We start from the raw sequence: 16,352 nt of genomic DNA on the forward strand, positions 1-16,352 counted from the left end.
TCTAAAGATGAAGGTGGTCGTCACACTCCATTCTTCAAAGGCTACCGTCCACAGTTCTACTTCCGTACAACTGACGTAACTGGTAACATCGAGCTACCAGAAGGCGTAGAAATGGTAATGCCTGGTGACAACATCAAGATGACTGTTGCTCTAATCGCGCCAATCGCGATGGACGAAGGTCTACGTTTCGCAATCCGCGAAGGTGGCCGTACAGTTGGTGCTGGTGTTGTAGCTAAAATCATTGAATAATGATTTGACTAATCACTAGTAAAAAGGGCATCATTTGATGCCCTTTTTCTGCGCTAAACTTAAATGGCGGTGATTTAGTAGTCAAAAATCAAGATTTTTGAACGAAAAGCCTGATTAAAAACAATTAGTCTAGAAAAAGTGCTTTTTGGTTGGGTGTCGATTTAGCATTTAATTCGACATCAGTGGTTTTGCCCTGCAGCAGCGGGGTTATTGTCGTCTATAGTAAGACTTGTGCAGGTTGGTTTATGAAAGCAAATCATGCTGAAACTCCTGATAGTTCAAGTGCAGCAGATAAGTTCAAGTGGTTAATTGCCATCCTTTTGCTGGCTGCCGCTGTTGTGGGTAACTCATTTTATGGTGAGACGTTTAATGTAGTGATTCGCACTGCAGGTGTTGTTGTATTAATTGCGGCTGCTTTAGGTATTGCTGCTACAACAATTAAAGGTAAAGCTGCGATTAGTTTTGCACGTGAAGCTCGTTTAGAGATTCGTAAGGTTGTATGGCCTTCACGTCAAGAAACGATGCAAACTACATTAATCGTTTTAGCTGTTAGTATTGTAATGGCTCTGGCACTATGGGGCATTGACGGCATTATGGTTCGTCTTGTTGCATTAGCGACTGGAGTATAGAGGGTTTATACATGAGTGAAGCTCCAAAAAAACGCTGGTATGTAGTTCAAGCCTTCTCTGGATTTGAAGGTCGCGTTGCTCAATCGCTTCGTGAGCATATCAAAATGCATGGTATGGAAGACCTATTCGGTGAAGTTCTTGTCCCAACGGAAGAAGTCGTTGAAATGCGCGCGGGGCAGCGTCGCAAGAGTGAACGCAAATTCTTCCCTGGTTATGTACTTGTTCAGATGATTATGAACGATGAATCATGGCATTTAGTACGTAGCGTTCCTCGTGTTATGGGCTTTATTGGTGGTACCTCTGATCGTCCAGCTCCGATTTCTGATAAAGAAGCGGATGCGATTTTGAATCGTCTAGAAAAAGCGAGTGAAGCTCCTAGACCGAAAACGATGTTTGAAGCTGGTGAAGTGGTTCGTGTTAACGATGGTCCATTTGCTGACTTTAACGGTACTGTTGAAGAAGTTGATTACGAGAAGAGTCGTTTGAAGGTTTCTGTTTCGATCTTTGGTCGTGCAACACCTGTCGAACTCGAATTTGGACAAGTTGAAAAACTTGACTAATAATTCGTCATTTTATTCTTGTGAAAGGCGCGAAATCTGTTTATAATTTCGCGCCTTTTTGTTAACGGGGAGCTGATCGGTTGATTAGCGTTTGAACCCACAATGTAGGAAATATCATGGCTAAGAAAGTTGAAGCTTATATCAAGCTGCAAGTTGCAGCGGGTATGGCAAACCCAAGTCCACCAGTTGGTCCTGCTCTAGGTCAACGTGGTGTAAACATCATGGAATTCTGTAAAGCGTTTAACGCAAAAACAGAATCTGTAGAGAAAGGTCTTCCAATTCCTGTAGTTATTACAGTATATAGTGACCGTTCTTTCACGTTCGTTACTAAGACTCCTCCAGCAGCAGTTCTTCTTAAGAAAGCAGCAGGTGTTAAGTCTGGTTCTGGCCGTCCAAACACTGAAAAAGTGGGCACAATCACTGACGCTCAAGTCCAAGAAATCGCAGAAACTAAAGCTGCTGATATGACTGGTGCTGATATTGAAGCAATGAAACGCTCTATTGCGGGTACTGCTCGTTCAATGGGCCTAGTGGTTGAGGGTTAATAATAATGGCAAAACTAACTAAGCGCATGCGCACTATCCGCGAAAAAGTGGATGTAACTAAAGACTACGAAATCAATGAAGCAGTTGCTCTTCTTAAAGAACTTGCAACAGCAAAATTCGTAGAGTCTGTTGACGTTGCTGTTAACCTAGGTATCGACGCTCGTAAATCTGACCAAAACGTACGTGGTGCAACTGTACTACCACACGGTACTGGTCGTGAAGTACGCGTTGCTGTATTTACTCAAGGTGCTAACGCTGAAGCTGCTAAAGAAGCTGGCGCTGACATCGTAGGTATGGAAGATCTTGCTGAGCAAGTTAAGAAAGGCGAACTAAACTTTGACGTTGTAGTTGCTTCTCCTGACGCGATGCGTGTTGTAGGTCAACTAGGTACTATACTAGGTCCTCGTGGTCTTATGCCAAACCCTAAAGTTGGTACTGTAACTCCTAACGTTGCTGAAGCTGTTAAAAATGCTAAAGCTGGTCAGGTTCGTTACCGTAACGACAAGAACGGTATCGTTCACACTACAATTGGTAAAGTTTCTTTCGAAACTGACCAAATTAAAGAGAACCTAGAAGCTCTTCTAGTTGCTCTTAAGAAAGCAAAACCATCAAGCGCTAAAGGTACTTACGTTAAGAAAATTAGTATCTCTACTACGATGGGTGCTGGTGTTGCAGTAGATCAATCTACTCTAAGCACTCAAGCATAATTGTATTTGCTTAGGCGCAGGATTGATGTATAATTCTGCGCCTAATATTTGTGGTTGGGGCTGAACTTTTGGTTCTTTTTGAACAATAACCCAGTCTCCGTCCAAGACCGTAGGCGTCTTTAGTAATAAAGACTTAATAGTACCTACGTAGATGGTGCCCGAACTGACAGAAAGCTCTATTTTAAATACCTTTCTTCTGGGAATGCACCTAAGAAGCTCTCACTGTTGTGATAATAGTGAGTGGTGTAACGACAACCAGGAGTAAATCCAAATGGCTTTAAATCTTCAAGACAAAAAAGCAATTGTTGCTGAAGTCAACGAAGCAGCCAGTGGTGCTCTTTCTGCAGTTGTTGCTGACTCTCGTGGCGTTGAAGTAAGTGCGATGACAACTCTACGTAAACAGGCGCGTGAAGCGGGTGTTTATGTAAAAGTTGTTCGTAACACACTAGCACGTCGCGCAGTAGAAGGCACAGCTTACGAATGTCTAACAGACGTATTCGTAGGTCCTACTTTGATCGGTTTCTCTAATGAGCACCCAGGTGCTGCAGCGCGTCTTTTCAAAGACTTCGCTAAAGAGAACAAAAAATTTGAGATCAAAGCAGCTGCATTTGAAGGTGCAATCGCTGACGTAGAAGTACTAGCAACACTACCAACTTACGACGAAGCTATTGCACGCCTAATGATGTGCATGAAAGAAGCTTCTGCTGGCAAGCTTGCACGTACTATCGCTGCTATCCGCGACCAGAAGCAAGAAGCTGAAGCTGCATAAAGCTTGCTTTTTACTGGTTGCTTATTAAACTAATTGTTGACTTAGAAGAGAATTGTTATGTCTATTACTAACGAGCAAATCCTAGACGCTATTGCAGATATGTCTGTAATGCAAGTTGTTGAACTAATCGAAGCAATGGAAGAGAAATTCGGTGTTTCTGCTGCTGCTGCTGCTGTAGCTGGTCCTGCTGCAGGCGGTGAAGCTGCTGCTGAGCAAACTGAATTCGACGTAATCCTAGCTTCTGCTGGCGGTAACAAAGTTGCTGTAATCAAAGCAGTACGTGGTGCTACTGGCCTAGGTCTTAAAGAAGCTAAAGCTCTTGTTGATGGCGCTCCTGCTGCTATCAAAGAAGGCGTTGAGAAAGCTGAAGCTGACGCTCTTAAAGCACAACTTGAAGAAGCTGGTGCAACTGTTGAGCTTAAGTAATTATAGCTTAATAGTTTAGCCGAGAGGCTAATGGCTGGTGGTTTATTGACCACCGGCCTTTTTGCGCTGTAGGGTGTCGACGAATTTTCCCGCTGTTTAAGCGTTCGATATCCGTGCAAAAAAACGTATTTTTTAACAAAGTTAATCAATACGTCACTACAGTAAACAGCTAGTTAGTTACTGTCCTACACCTACTGCAGGCGGACAGTTTGGGTCACTTATCAGCGAGCTGAGGAACCCCATGGTTTACTCTTATACCGAGAAAAAGCGCATCCGCAAGGACTTTGGTACTCGTCCACAGGTTTTGGACATTCCATACTTGCTATCTATCCAGCTCGATTCTTTCGATAAATTTATCGAACAGGATCCTGAGGGTCAATATGGTCTAGAGGCTGCTTTTCGTTCTGTATTTCCTATTCAGAGCTACAATGGTAACTCTGAGCTGCAATACGTTAGCTACCGTCTTGGTGAGCCAGTATTTGACGTTAAAGAATGTCAGATACGTGGTGTAACTTATTCGAAGCCACTTCGCGTAAAACTACGCTTGGTGATCTACGATAGAGATGCGCCGGCGGGTACTGTAAAAGATATTAAAGAACAAGAAGTCTACATGGGTGAAATTCCACTCATGACAGATAATGGTACCTTCGTAATAAATGGTACCGAGAGGGTTATCGTATCCCAGCTGCACCGAAGCCCAGGCGTGTTCTTCGACAGCGATAAGGGTAAGACCCACTCATCAGGTAAAGTTCTCTATAACGCACGTGTTATTCCTTACCGTGGTTCATGGTTGGATTTCGAATTTGATCCTAAAGATCATTTATACGTACGTATAGACCGCCGTCGTAAGTTACCAGCTTCAATTATCCTTCGTGCATTAGGTAAATCGACGGAAGAGATTCTGGATCTATTCTTCGAGAAGGTTAACTTTGAAGTTAAAGATCAAACTCTGATGATGGAGTTGGTCCCTGATCGTTTACGTGGCGAAACCGCAAGCTTTGATATCGAAGCTGATGGCAAAGTGTATGTTGAGCAAGGTCGTCGAGTTACCGCGCGTCACATTCGTCAGTTAGAAAAAGATGGTGTTCAGTTCATTGAAGTACCAGTGGAATACATCGTCGGTAAAGTTGCATCTAAAGACTATGTTGATGAATCAACAGGTGAACTGATCGTATCAGCGAACCAAGAAGTAAGTCTTGAAGCACTAGCGAATCTTTCTCAGGCTGGATACAAGAAGATTGAAGTTCTGTACACGAATGACCTGGATAACGGTCCGTTCATGGCAGATACTCTTCGTGTCGATAGCACCACTGATCGTATCTCTGCGTTAGTTGAAATCTACCGTATGATGCGCCCTGGTGAGCCGCCAACGAAAGAAGCAGCAGAAGCACTATTTGAAAGCTTGTTCTTCTCAGAAGATCGTTATGACTTATCGACTGTTGGTCGAATGAAGTTTAACAGCTCTATCGAGCGTACAGATGCAGAAGAGCAAGGCACTCTCGATGAAGTTGATATCATCGAAGTGATGAAAAAACTTATTGCTATTCGCAACGGTAAAGGCGAAGTGGACGATATCGACCACTTAGGAAACCGCCGTATTCGTAGCGTAGGTGAAATGGCTGAAAACCAATTCCGTGTTGGTCTTGTTCGTGTTGAGCGTGCGGTAAAAGAACGTCTAAGTTTGGGCGATCTTGATAACGTAATGCCACAAGATCTGATTAATGCGAAACCAATTTCTGCAGCCGTTAAAGAATTCTTTGGTTCTTCACAGCTATCTCAGTTTATGGACCAGAACAACCCGCTATCAGAAGTAACGCACAAGCGTCGTATTTCTGCTTTAGGTCCGGGCGGTCTGACTCGTGAACGTGCTGGCTTCGAAGTACGTGACGTACACGTAACTCACTACGGTCGTCTATGTCCTATCGAAACTCCGGAAGGTCCAAACATCGGTTTGATCAACTCCTTGTCAGCGTTTGCTCGTTGTAATGAGTACGGTTTCCTTGAAACCCCATACCGTCGGGTTGTTGATGGTCTTGTGACTGATGAAGTTGATTACTTGTCCGCGATTGAAGAAGGTCAATTTGTTATCGCTCAGGCGAACGCAAAATTGACTGAAGAAGGTTCGTTCTCTGATGAGCTTGTTACTGCTCGTCAACGTGGCGAATCCGGTCTTCACCCTCGTGAACACATTAACTATATGGACGTTGCAACTAACCAGGTTGTATCTATCGCTGCATCGCTTATCCCGTTCCTAGAACACGATGATGCGAACCGTGCATTGATGGGTGCAAACATGCAACGTCAGGCTGTTCCAACTCTGAAAGCTGATAAGCCTCTAGTTGGTACAGGTATCGAACGTAACGTAGCGGTTGACTCTGGTGTAACAGCGGTAGCGAAACGTGGTGGTCATGTTCAATCAGTTGACGCATCTCGTATCGTTATTAAAGTTAACGAAGATGAATTGGTATCTGGCGAAGCCGGTATCGATATCTACAGCCTAACTAAATATACGCGTTCAAACCAGAACACATGTATCAACCAGCGTCCTTGTGTGATGCCAGGTGAACCTGTTGCTCGTGGCGACGTATTGGCTGATGGTCCATCAACTGACCTTGGCGAACTAGCGCTTGGCCAAAACATGCGTATCGCATTTATGCCTTGGAATGGTTACAACTTCGAAGACTCGATTCTTGTTTCAGAACGCGTTGTTCAAGAAGACCGTTTCACGACAATCCACATTCAAGAACTGTCTTGTGTGGCACGTGATACTAAGCTTGGCGCAGAAGAGATCACTGCAGATATTCCAAACGTTGGCGAAGCTGCACTATCTAAGCTTGATGAATCCGGTATCGTTTATATCGGTGCAGAAGTGAAAGGTGGTGACATCCTGGTTGGTAAAGTAACGCCTAAAGGTGAAACTCAGCTGACTCCGGAAGAGAAACTACTGCGTGCTATCTTCGGTGAAAAAGCATCTGATGTTAAAGATACATCTCTGCGTGTACCAAACTCAGTAACTGGTACTGTTATCGATGTTCAAGTATTTACTCGTGATGGAGTAGAGAAAGACAAGCGTGCACTTGAAATCGAACAGATGCAGTTAAAAGAAGCGAAGAAAGACCTAACTGAAGAATTCCAGATTCTTGAAGGTGGTTTATTAGCTCGTGTTAGAGCAGTGCTTCTTACTGGTGGTTACTCGGAAGCTAGACTTGACGGCATTGAACGTAAGAAATGGCTAGAGCAAACACTAGAAGACGACGAACTTCAAACTCAGCTAGAACAATTAGCAGAGCAATGGGACGAGTTAAAAGCTGACTTCGATAAGAAATTCGAAGCTAAGCGTCGCAAGATTACTCAAGGTGATGATTTAGCACCTGGCGTATTGAAAATCGTAAAAGTATATCTTGCTGTTAAACGTCGTATCCAGCCTGGTGATAAGATGGCGGGTCGTCACGGTAACAAAGGTGTAATTTCTAAGATCAACCCTGTAGAAGATATGCCATACGATGAAAAAGGTAACCCAGTTGATATCGTACTCAACCCTCTAGGTGTACCATCTCGTATGAACATCGGTCAGATCCTTGAAGTTCACTTGGGTGCTGCTGCGAAAGGCATCGGTGACAAGATCAACCAAATGGTAAAAGAGCAGCAAGAAGTCGCGAAACTTCGTGAGTTCCTGCAAGAAGTTTACTCTTTGGGTAACGATATTCGTCAGAAAGTTAACATCGCTGAGATGTCTGATGACGAAGTACGTACACTAGCAAGTAATTTGCGCAATGGTCTACCTGTAGCAACTCCTGTCTTTGACGGTGCTACTGAGCCAGAAATTAAGAGTCTTCTTAAACTGGCAGATCTTCCAACGTCTGGTCAGCTAACATTGTTTGATGGCCGTACTGGTGATGCATTTGAACGTCAAGTTACTGTTGGTTATATGTACATGCTGAAACTGAACCACCTTGTTGACGACAAAATGCATGCTCGTTCAACTGGTTCTTACAGCCTTGTTACTCAACAACCACTTGGTGGTAAAGCTCAGTTCGGTGGACAACGTTTCGGTGAGATGGAAGTGTGGGCACTTGAAGCATACGGTGCTGCATATACGCTACAAGAAATGTTAACTGTTAAGTCTGATGACGTTAACGGCCGTACGAAGATGTATAAAAACATCGTCGATGGTAACCACAGTATGGAACCTGGTATGCCTGAGTCATTCAACGTGTTGTTGAAAGAGATTCGCTCACTAGGTATCAATATTGAGCTAGAAGACGAAGAGTAATTCGATTTTTTGTCAGGAAAAATTGGATTATCTAGTAGAAAGGGGCTCGCTGCTGGCGAGCGCCTTTTAACTCCTCACAGGAGCTGATTGTGAAAGACTTATTAAACTTTCTAAAAGCACAGCATAAGACTGAAGAATTTGATGCAATCAAAATCGGTCTAGCTTCTCCAGACATGATTCGTTCATGGTCATTTGGTGAAGTGAAAAAACCTGAAACGATCAACTATCGTACGTTCAAACCTGAGCGTGATGGTCTTTTCTGTGCGCGTATTTTTGGTCCAGTAAAAGACTACGAGTGTCTTTGCGGAAAATACAAGCGCTTAAAACACCGTGGTGTGATCTGTGAGAAATGTGGTGTTGAGGTAACTCAAACTAAAGTTCGTCGTGATCGTATGGGTCATATCGAGCTAGCGTCACCTGTTGCTCACATCTGGTTCTTAAAATCGTTACCATCTCGTATCGGCCTTCTTATGGATATGCCGCTACGTGATATCGAGCGCGTACTTTATTTTGAAATGTACGTTGTGACTGAGCCAGGTATGACTGATCTTGAAAAAGGTCAGCTATTAACTGAAGAAGAATATCTAGACCGTTTAGAAGAGTGGGGCGACGAGTTCGTTGCGAAAATGGGCGCGGAAGCAATCAAAGACCTACTTTCTACAATGGATCTTGTTGCAGAAACTGAGATTATGCGTGAAGAGTTGGATACCACTAACTCTGAAACTAAGCGTAAGAAAGTGACTAAGCGTCTAAAATTGGTTGAGGCGTTCGTTCAATCTGGTAACAACCCAGAATGGATGATCCTAACTGTTTTACCAGTTCTTCCACCAGATTTACGCCCTCTAGTACCTCTAGATGGTGGTCGTTTTGCAACGTCCGATCTAAACGATCTATACCGTCGTGTGATTAACCGTAACAACCGTTTGAAACGTCTTCTAGAGCTAGCCGCTCCGGACATCATCGTACGTAACGAAAAACGTATGCTGCAAGAGTCTGTTGATGCGCTTCTTGATAACGGTCGTCGTGGTCGTGCGATCACGGGTTCTAATAAGCGTCCTCTGAAATCTCTTGCTGATATGATCAAGGGTAAACAAGGTCGTTTCCGTCAGAACCTACTAGGTAAACGTGTAGACTACTCTGGCCGTTCTGTTATCACAGTAGGTCCATACTTGCGTTTACATCAGTGTGGTCTTCCTAAGAAGATGGCACTTGAGTTATTCAAACCATTTATTTACAGCAAGCTAGAAACTCGTGGTATGGCTACGACGATCAAAGCGGCTAAGAAAATGGTAGAACGTGAAGAAGCGATTGTTTGGGATATTCTTGATGAAGTTATCCGTGAACATCCAGTGTTACTTAACCGTGCACCAACACTTCACCGTTTGGGTATTCAAGCATTCGAACCAGTACTTATTGAAGGTAAAGCGATTCAGCTACACCCACTAGTGTGTGCGGCATATAACGCGGACTTCGATGGTGACCAAATGGCGGTTCACGTGCCTCTAACTTTAGAAGCACAGCTAGAAGCTCGTACACTGATGATGTCGACTAACAACATTCTGTCGCCAGCATCAGGCGATCCGATCATCGTACCTTCTCAGGACGTTGTTTTGGGTCTGTACTACATGACGCGTGAGATGGTTAATGCAAAAGGTGAAGGTATGTACCTTTCTGGCCCTGCAGAGGCTGAGAAAGCATATCGCACTAAAACAGCAGCACTTCACGCTCGCGTAAAAGTTCGTATTACCGAAACTGTACGTGATGAAGATGGTAATGAAACGACTGAAACTAAGATGGTTGATACCACTGTTGGTCGTGCAATGTTGTGGCAAATTGTACCTAAGGGTCTGCCATTCAGCATCGTTAACCAAAAGTTAGGTAAGAAACAGATTTCTAACCTTCTTAACGTTGCATACCGTCGCCTTGGTCTAAAAGACACTGTTATCTTTGCTGACCAAATCATGTATACCGGTTTTGCATACGCTGCTCTATCTGGTGTATCTGTTGGTATCGACGATATGGTTGTACCACCAGCGAAATACACTGAGATTTCAGCTGCGGAAGAAGAAGTTCGTGAAATCCAGGAGCAGTTCCAATCAGGTCTTGTAACTGCTGGTGAACGTTATAACAAAGTTATCGATATCTGGGCATCAACCAATGATCGCGTAGCGAAAGCGATGATGGCTAACCTATCTTCTGAAACGGTTCTAAACCGTGATGGTGAAGAAGAGCAACAAGAATCGTTTAACAGCATCTATATGATGGCTGACTCGGGTGCTCGTGGTTCTGCAGCTCAGATTCGTCAGCTTGCTGGTATGCGTGGTCTGATGGCTCGTCCGGATGGCTCGATCATCGAAACGCCAATCACTGCGAACTTTAAAGAAGGTCTAAACGTACTTCAGTACTTTATCTCAACGCACGGTGCTCGTAAGGGTCTTGCGGATACGGCACTGAAAACAGCAAACTCGGGTTACTTAACTCGTCGTCTTGTTGACGTTGCTCAGGACGTTGTTGTTACTGAACACGATTGTGGCACACACGAAGGTGTTGTGATGAATCCACACATCGAAGGTGGTGACGTTAAAGTTCCTCTGACTGAGCTAGCTCTTGGTCGTGTAGTTGCTGAAGATGTATTGAAACCTGGTACAGAAGAGATCCTCATCCCGCGTAATACGCTGATTGATGAGAAATGGTGTCAAATCATGGATCAGAACTCTGTTGACCAGATTAAAGTACGTTCGGTTGTAACTTGTGATTCAGACTTCGGTTGTTGTTCACAATGTTATGGTCGTGACCTTGCTCGTGGTCACTTGGTTAACCAAGGTGAATCTGTCGGTGTTATCGCTGCACAGTCAATCGGTGAACCAGGTACTCAGCTAACGATGCGTACGTTCCACATCGGTGGTGCGGCATCAACAGCAGCAGCAGAGAACAGCATTCAGGCGAAGAACACAGGTTCAGTCAAACTTCATAACGCTAAGTTCGTTGTGAACAAAGACAGCAAACTGGTTATTACGTCTCGTGCAACTGAATTAACGATTATCGATGAATTCGGTCGTACTAAAGAGAAACACAAACTTCCTTACGGCTCTACTTTAAATAAAGCAGATGGCGATGCAGTGACTTCTGGTGAACTCGTTGCAAACTGGGAAGCGCACACTATGCCAATCATCACTGAAGTGGCAGGTCGTGTTAAGTTCATCGATATGATCGATGGCGTGACGGTTTCTCGTCAAACTGATGATCTAACAGGTCTTTCTTCTAGCGAAGTAACTGACCCAGCAGCTCGTCCGTCAGCAGGTAAAGACATGCGTCCAGCAGTTAAACTTGTTGATGAAAAAGGTAACGATGTGATGATTCCTGGTACTGATATGCCAGCTCAATACTTCTTACCTGGTAAAGCGATCGTTAACCTAGATGACGGCGCAGAAGTAGGTGTGGGTGATACGGTTGCTCGTATTCCTCAGAAATCTGGCGGTAACCGAGACATCACGGGTGGTCTACCTCGAGTAGCTGACTTGTTTGAAGCTCGTAAACCTAAAGAGCCTGCGATTCTTGCTGAACACACAGGTACTGTATCGTTTGGTAAAGAGACAAAAGGTAAGCGTCGTCTAATCATCACTCGTGATGGTGGAGATACTTACGAAGAGATGATTCCTAAGCATCGTCAATTGAACGTGTTTGAAGGTGAAAAAGTGGAACGTGGTGATGTTATCGCTGACGGACCAGAGTCTCCGCATGATATCCTGCGTCTACGTGGTATCCATGCTGTGACTGCATACATCGCAAACGAAGTTCAGGAAGTTTACCGTCTGCAAGGCGTTAAGATTAACGATAAACATATTGAAACTATCGTTCGTCAAATGCTACGTAAGTGTACTATTACCTTTGCAGGTGATTCTAACTTCCTACCAGGCGAGCAGGTTGAGTACTCACAAGTTAAGATTGCAAACCGTGAACTTGAAGCTGAAGGCAAAGAGCCAGCACGTTTCGAACGTGAGCTTCTAGGTATTACTAAAGCATCTCTTGCAACTGAGTCGTTCATCTCTGCGGCATCGTTCCAAGAAACAACTCGTGTTCTTACTGAAGCGGCTGTTTCTGGTAAACGTGATGAGCTACGTGGTCTGAAAGAAAACGTTATCGTTGGTCGTCTGATTCCTGCTGGTACTGGTTTTGCGTATCACCAAGATCGTCACGCTCAACGTGAAGCGGAAAAAGAAGGACCATCAGCAGAGCAAGCAACTGATAACTTGGCTGCATTGCTTAACGCTGGATTCTCTTCAGAAGAGTAATTCTTCTTTGGGATTAAAAAAGGCGCCGATGGCGCCTTTTTTGTTTCTATCCTATCGAAGATGAGAAGAGGTTAAGATTGATTAACTTATCAAGCTCCTGGTGGGACAGATAAACTATCAGCAATGAGTTGAATTAGGTAGTCTTCTACTTCAAAGCGTTCTTCAAGTATTTCCCCTAGTCGCGATAAATCGAGATCAAAGTGTTCAAGATCATCACCGTCTTTAATATCTAGATACTTATCAGCAAAATTGAGTAGTGGATCGGTAGTATCGACGATTTTAAAATACGTATCATTAATTTCGTCTGTTGCCTGAAATCCAGTGCATTCCCATTTCGCTTTGACCATATCGTAAATTTTAAAATGACCAGTCGAAATATACTCCACCAGATTTTGGGAGAAATCTTCAATTTCTGAATAAGATGGCAATTCAGTAACGCCAGCTTTTGCTGATGCTGCATTTGGTTGAGTGGTTGCAAGTTTGCAGTACGTCACGAGTAAGCGTTGACGATCATCCAGCCATTGGTCTATGACCTCACTGGATCCTCCCCATTGTTCTTGCACTCTTTTAAATTTATTTAGCATGATTATGCCCTCATGATCAGATCTTCAGTTGAGAGATCAAATTGAGCTGAAGTACGTTATACCTCTTAATTCATACCTGAGTTTGTCTCATTTTTTAATTGGTTACATTTAACTCTGGTATGAAACTAGATTGCCAGTAAAATAATTGGACTGCAAGGAATAGGGGGAATCATGTTAAAAAAAAGTGACACAAATGACGCTTATTGGTGTGTTGTTTCAGGAAGTGAACTTTGGACTGTTGACGGACAAATACCTTTTGGTTCCGCCAAGCAGCTCTCTCTGCCAATTGAAGATGCAATAGAAGTAGGACGAGTTAATCATTGTCCTGTCTATTGGCTAAATGAATCTGAGCTGGAAGGCCAGTATGAGATGACATCGTTGCGGTATTTATTGGAAGTTGAAGAATCGCTGTTCTTTGCTGCGAGCAAAGCCGTGCAATATGGTCATATGACCCAATCTCTACGTTTCTGCCCTCAATGTGGTGGGCGAAATCATCTAAACCATCAAGAGCTAGCGATGCAATGCAACGACTGTCGTTCCATGCATTATCCGCGAATATTTCCATGTATTATCGTCGCAATCCGTCGTGATAATCAAATTTTGCTTGCTAACCACGCTCGTCACTCATCAGAGCTTTACACGGTTATCGCTGGATTTGTCGAAGTGGGTGAGACTCTGGAACAGACGGTGGCTCGTGAGGTTTTCGAGGAAACTGGTTTGAAGGTGAAAAACATTCGTTACGTGAGTAGTCAGCCTTGGGCTTTTCCATCCAGTATGATGGTCGGGTTTATGGCTGATTACGAGTCTGGAGAAATTCGTCCTGATTATACTGAGTTAAGCGATGCAAGTTGGTTTGATGTGGATAATATGCCTCAGCTGGCACCTGTAGGTACCATTGCACGTGCTCTAATTGAACAAACTGTTACTGATATTAAGCGCGATTCCTGACGACAAATGGTAGAATACCGCCCATAAATAAGATAAATAGCCTGATTGGAATAAGTATGACTCAGCTCAAGAACGATACCTATCTGCGTGCTTTGCTTAAACAACCCGTAGAGTACACCCCTGTCTGGATGATGCGTCAAGCAGGACGTTATTTACCGGAGTATCGTGAAACCCGTTCACGTGCAGGAGATTTTATGTCTCTCTGCCGTAATGCAGAATTGGCTTCTGAAGTCACTCTGCAACCACTCAAGCGTTTTAAGCTTGATGCCGCGATTCTATTTTCTGACATTTTAACCATTCCGGATGCGATGGGCTTAGGATTGTACTTTGAGGCGGGTGAAGGCCCTAAATTTCAATGTCCAATACAGTCTGTCTCTGACGTAAAAAAAATAGGTATCCCAGATCCTGAGGGTGAGCTTCAATATGTTATGAATGCGGTTCGCCAGATTCGTCAAGATCTTAATGGTGATGTTCCTCTCATTGGGTTCTCTGGAAGCCCTTGGACATTAGCGACCTATATGGTTGAAGGTGGAAGTTCTAAGGCTTTTACCAAAATAAAAAAAATGATGTACTCAGATCCGGCGGTATTGCATCTTCTTCTCGACAAGTTAGCCGATAGTGTTATCTCTTACCTTAACGGTCAGATTAAAGCCGGGGCTCAATCTGTGATGATCTTTGATACGTGGGGTGGAGTTCTAACCCCCCGGGACTATAAGGACTTCTCATTGCAGTACATGCATAAAATCGTGGATGGCCTAGTTCGCGAAAATGAGGGTCGTAAGGTCCCTGTTACGTTATTTACGAAGAATGGCGGTATGTGGTTGGAAAGTATCGCCGAAACTGGTTGTGATGCTGTTGGCTTAGATTGGACAATCAATATTGAGGACGCGAAGGCTAGAGTAGGGGATAAAGTTGCCCTCCAAGGGAATATGGACCCTTCTATGTTGTATGCTTCGCCACAGCGTATTCGTGAAGAGGTTGAGAGTATTCTAGCTGGCTTTGGTCACGCAAAGTCGGGTCACGTATTTAACTTGGGTCATGGTATTCATCTTGATGTACCACCTGAGAATGCGGGTACTTTTGTTGACGCTGTTCATGAGTTATCACGTCAATATCACGAGTAAACCGTATGTGAGCTGGCTGGATCAATTCAGCCAGTTCAGAGGGTTTTCTGCACGACTGTTTCGTCTTACCTCGAAGTAAAGCGCAGGGCTTGATTGCCCTCCGGTATCACCGGCAAGCGCAATCGTTTCTCCAGCAACAACTTTATCCCCTTCTTTTTTTAGAAGTGACTGGTTAAAGCCGTACAGCGTCATATCACCTTTACCATGGTCCAGTAGAATTACTAAACCGTATCCACGTAGATATTCAGAGAACACAACTCTACCGGAATAGATCGCTTTAACTGGTTGTCCATAATTCGCATCTATAACAATGCCTTTCCAGTTAATCTGCCCGGTCTGGTGGCTACCAAAATGATGTAATACACGACCTTTCAGAGGCCAAGGTAATTTACCTTTTTGGCTTGCGATACCATTCATTAGGACTGAATTACGTTTTGCAGCTTTTGCTATTTCAGCTTTTAGCCGAGACTCATTTCTCTGCAGCTCAGCCAAGTAAACCTTATCGCTGGAAATATCTGAACGAATTTTGCTGACTGTCGACTTTCTTTTATTCTGGGTTGTCTGGAGGCTATCTCTTTTTTGAGTCTGTTCAGTCAGCAAGGATTGGATTTGTTGTTTTTCGCTATTGAGCTTATCTTCGCTATTTCTAAGTTGACGAGTAGTATCTTCTAACTCTTCAATAGCATTAGCCCGCGCTTTAGCTAAATATTGAAAATACTGGCTGAGACGATCTTCTTCACTACCGTCTTCTAGTAAGCTAGATGCAGAATGACTGTCTTTCATGACGTAGTAGGCATGAATGAGTTGTTCTAGCTTGTCTGATTGCTGCTTCTTCTGTTCGGCTAGCTTGCTTATTTTAGCTTCAAGCTTCTGAATATTGGCGTTTGCACTAGCCAGTTTACGTTTGGTTTGCTCAATTTCTTTCTCCAACCCTGCAATACTCAGCTCCTGCTTCTTTAACTCGCTTTGCAGTTTATCCAATTTATTACTCTGACTCGCTAGAGACTGCTTTTGACGAGAGATTTCGCTAGAAACACCTTTTAATTCTTGCTGGCTGGCTGCGAAAGCACTCATTGTCGCGATGAAGCAACAAAAGTAAAAAATTATCTGGGTGAGAGAAAGTTTGTTTTTCATTATTATGGGCTTATAGAGTCGGACTAAGCATTCTGTGACATGAACTCTAGTATACAGAAAGAGAAACAGACAACGACAACGAAATCAAAAAAATCGCGATTTTCTAACAAAG

Annotated in this window: 13 protein-coding genes; 11 read left to right on the forward strand and 2 right to left on the reverse strand. The window is 43.7% G+C overall.

Annotated elements, in window-relative coordinates; genetic code table 11:
• The 9 genes from EES38_RS20760 to rpoC all read left to right on the forward strand — a co-directional run.
• Positions 1-249 (forward strand): EF-Tu C-terminal domain-related protein (locus tag EES38_RS20760; protein ID WP_500691479.1); only part of this gene is annotated, 249 nt, incomplete at its 5' end.
• 245 nt (positions 250-494) lie between these two features.
• Complete coding sequence (secE, locus tag EES38_RS20765; protein ID WP_124939138.1) at positions 495-878, forward strand: preprotein translocase subunit SecE; 384 nt, start codon at positions 495-497, stop codon at positions 876-878.
• An 11-nt stretch (positions 879-889) separates the two neighbouring features.
• On the forward strand, positions 890-1,438 hold the full coding sequence (gene nusG, locus EES38_RS20770; RefSeq protein ID WP_124939139.1) for a transcription termination/antitermination protein NusG: 549 nt from the start codon (positions 890-892) through the stop codon (positions 1,436-1,438).
• 116 nt (positions 1,439-1,554) lie between these two features.
• Positions 1,555-1,983 carry a 50S ribosomal protein L11 gene (gene rplK / locus EES38_RS20775; RefSeq protein WP_124939140.1) on the forward strand — a complete coding sequence of 143 codons (429 nt, stop codon included), beginning with the start codon at positions 1,555-1,557 and terminating at the stop codon, positions 1,981-1,983.
• Between the two features lie 5 nt (positions 1,984-1,988).
• The gene (gene rplA, locus EES38_RS20780; RefSeq protein ID WP_124939141.1) at positions 1,989-2,690 is read left to right on the forward strand and encodes a 50S ribosomal protein L1; all 702 of its coding nucleotides are present in this window, start codon (positions 1,989-1,991) and stop codon (positions 2,688-2,690) included.
• A 271-nt stretch (positions 2,691-2,961) separates the two neighbouring features.
• Positions 2,962-3,459 (forward strand): 50S ribosomal protein L10, encoded by a 498-nt coding sequence (gene rplJ, locus EES38_RS20785; RefSeq protein ID WP_124939142.1) that lies wholly within the window; start codon positions 2,962-2,964, stop codon positions 3,457-3,459.
• A 57-nt stretch (positions 3,460-3,516) separates the two neighbouring features.
• Positions 3,517-3,885: a 50S ribosomal protein L7/L12 gene (gene rplL / locus EES38_RS20790; RefSeq protein ID WP_124939143.1), complete on the forward strand. Its 369-nt coding sequence runs from the start codon at positions 3,517-3,519 to the stop codon at positions 3,883-3,885.
• A gap of 241 nt (positions 3,886-4,126) precedes the next feature.
• Positions 4,127-8,158: a DNA-directed RNA polymerase subunit beta gene (gene rpoB / locus EES38_RS20795; RefSeq protein WP_124939144.1), complete on the forward strand. Its 4,032-nt coding sequence runs from the start codon at positions 4,127-4,129 to the stop codon at positions 8,156-8,158.
• Between the two features lie 89 nt (positions 8,159-8,247).
• Complete coding sequence (gene rpoC / locus EES38_RS20800) at positions 8,248-12,450, forward strand: DNA-directed RNA polymerase subunit beta' (protein WP_124939145.1); 4,203 nt, start codon at positions 8,248-8,250, stop codon at positions 12,448-12,450.
• Positions 12,451-12,539: 89 nt separating this feature from the next.
• On the opposite strand, the gene rsd is transcribed toward rpoC, so the two are convergent.
• Positions 12,540-13,034: a sigma D regulator gene (gene rsd / locus EES38_RS20805; protein ID WP_124939146.1), complete on the reverse strand. Its 495-nt coding sequence runs from the start codon at positions 13,032-13,034 to the stop codon at positions 12,540-12,542.
• Positions 13,035-13,205: 171 nt separating this feature from the next.
• Here rsd and nudC point away from each other — a divergent pair, with 171 nt between their 5' ends.
• Together nudC and hemE are read left to right on the forward strand one after the other, a co-directional pair.
• Complete coding sequence (nudC, locus tag EES38_RS20810; RefSeq protein WP_124939147.1) at positions 13,206-13,982, forward strand: NAD(+) diphosphatase; 777 nt, start codon at positions 13,206-13,208, stop codon at positions 13,980-13,982.
• A gap of 56 nt (positions 13,983-14,038) precedes the next feature.
• Positions 14,039-15,106, forward strand: coding sequence for a uroporphyrinogen decarboxylase (hemE, locus tag EES38_RS20815; RefSeq protein WP_124939148.1), 1,068 nt, complete (start codon positions 14,039-14,041; stop codon positions 15,104-15,106).
• Between the two features lie 21 nt (positions 15,107-15,127).
• Here the strand turns inward: hemE and EES38_RS20820 are convergent, their stop codons facing one another.
• The gene (locus tag EES38_RS20820) at positions 15,128-16,240 is read right to left on the reverse strand and encodes a murein hydrolase activator EnvC family protein (RefSeq protein ID WP_124939149.1); all 1,113 of its coding nucleotides are present in this window, start codon (positions 16,238-16,240) and stop codon (positions 15,128-15,130) included.
• Positions 16,241-16,352 lie beyond the last annotated feature (112 nt).

It is taken from the genome of Vibrio viridaestus, assembly GCF_003856525.1.
In the GTDB taxonomy this organism is placed as follows: domain Bacteria; phylum Pseudomonadota; class Gammaproteobacteria; order Enterobacterales; family Vibrionaceae; genus Vibrio; species Vibrio viridaestus.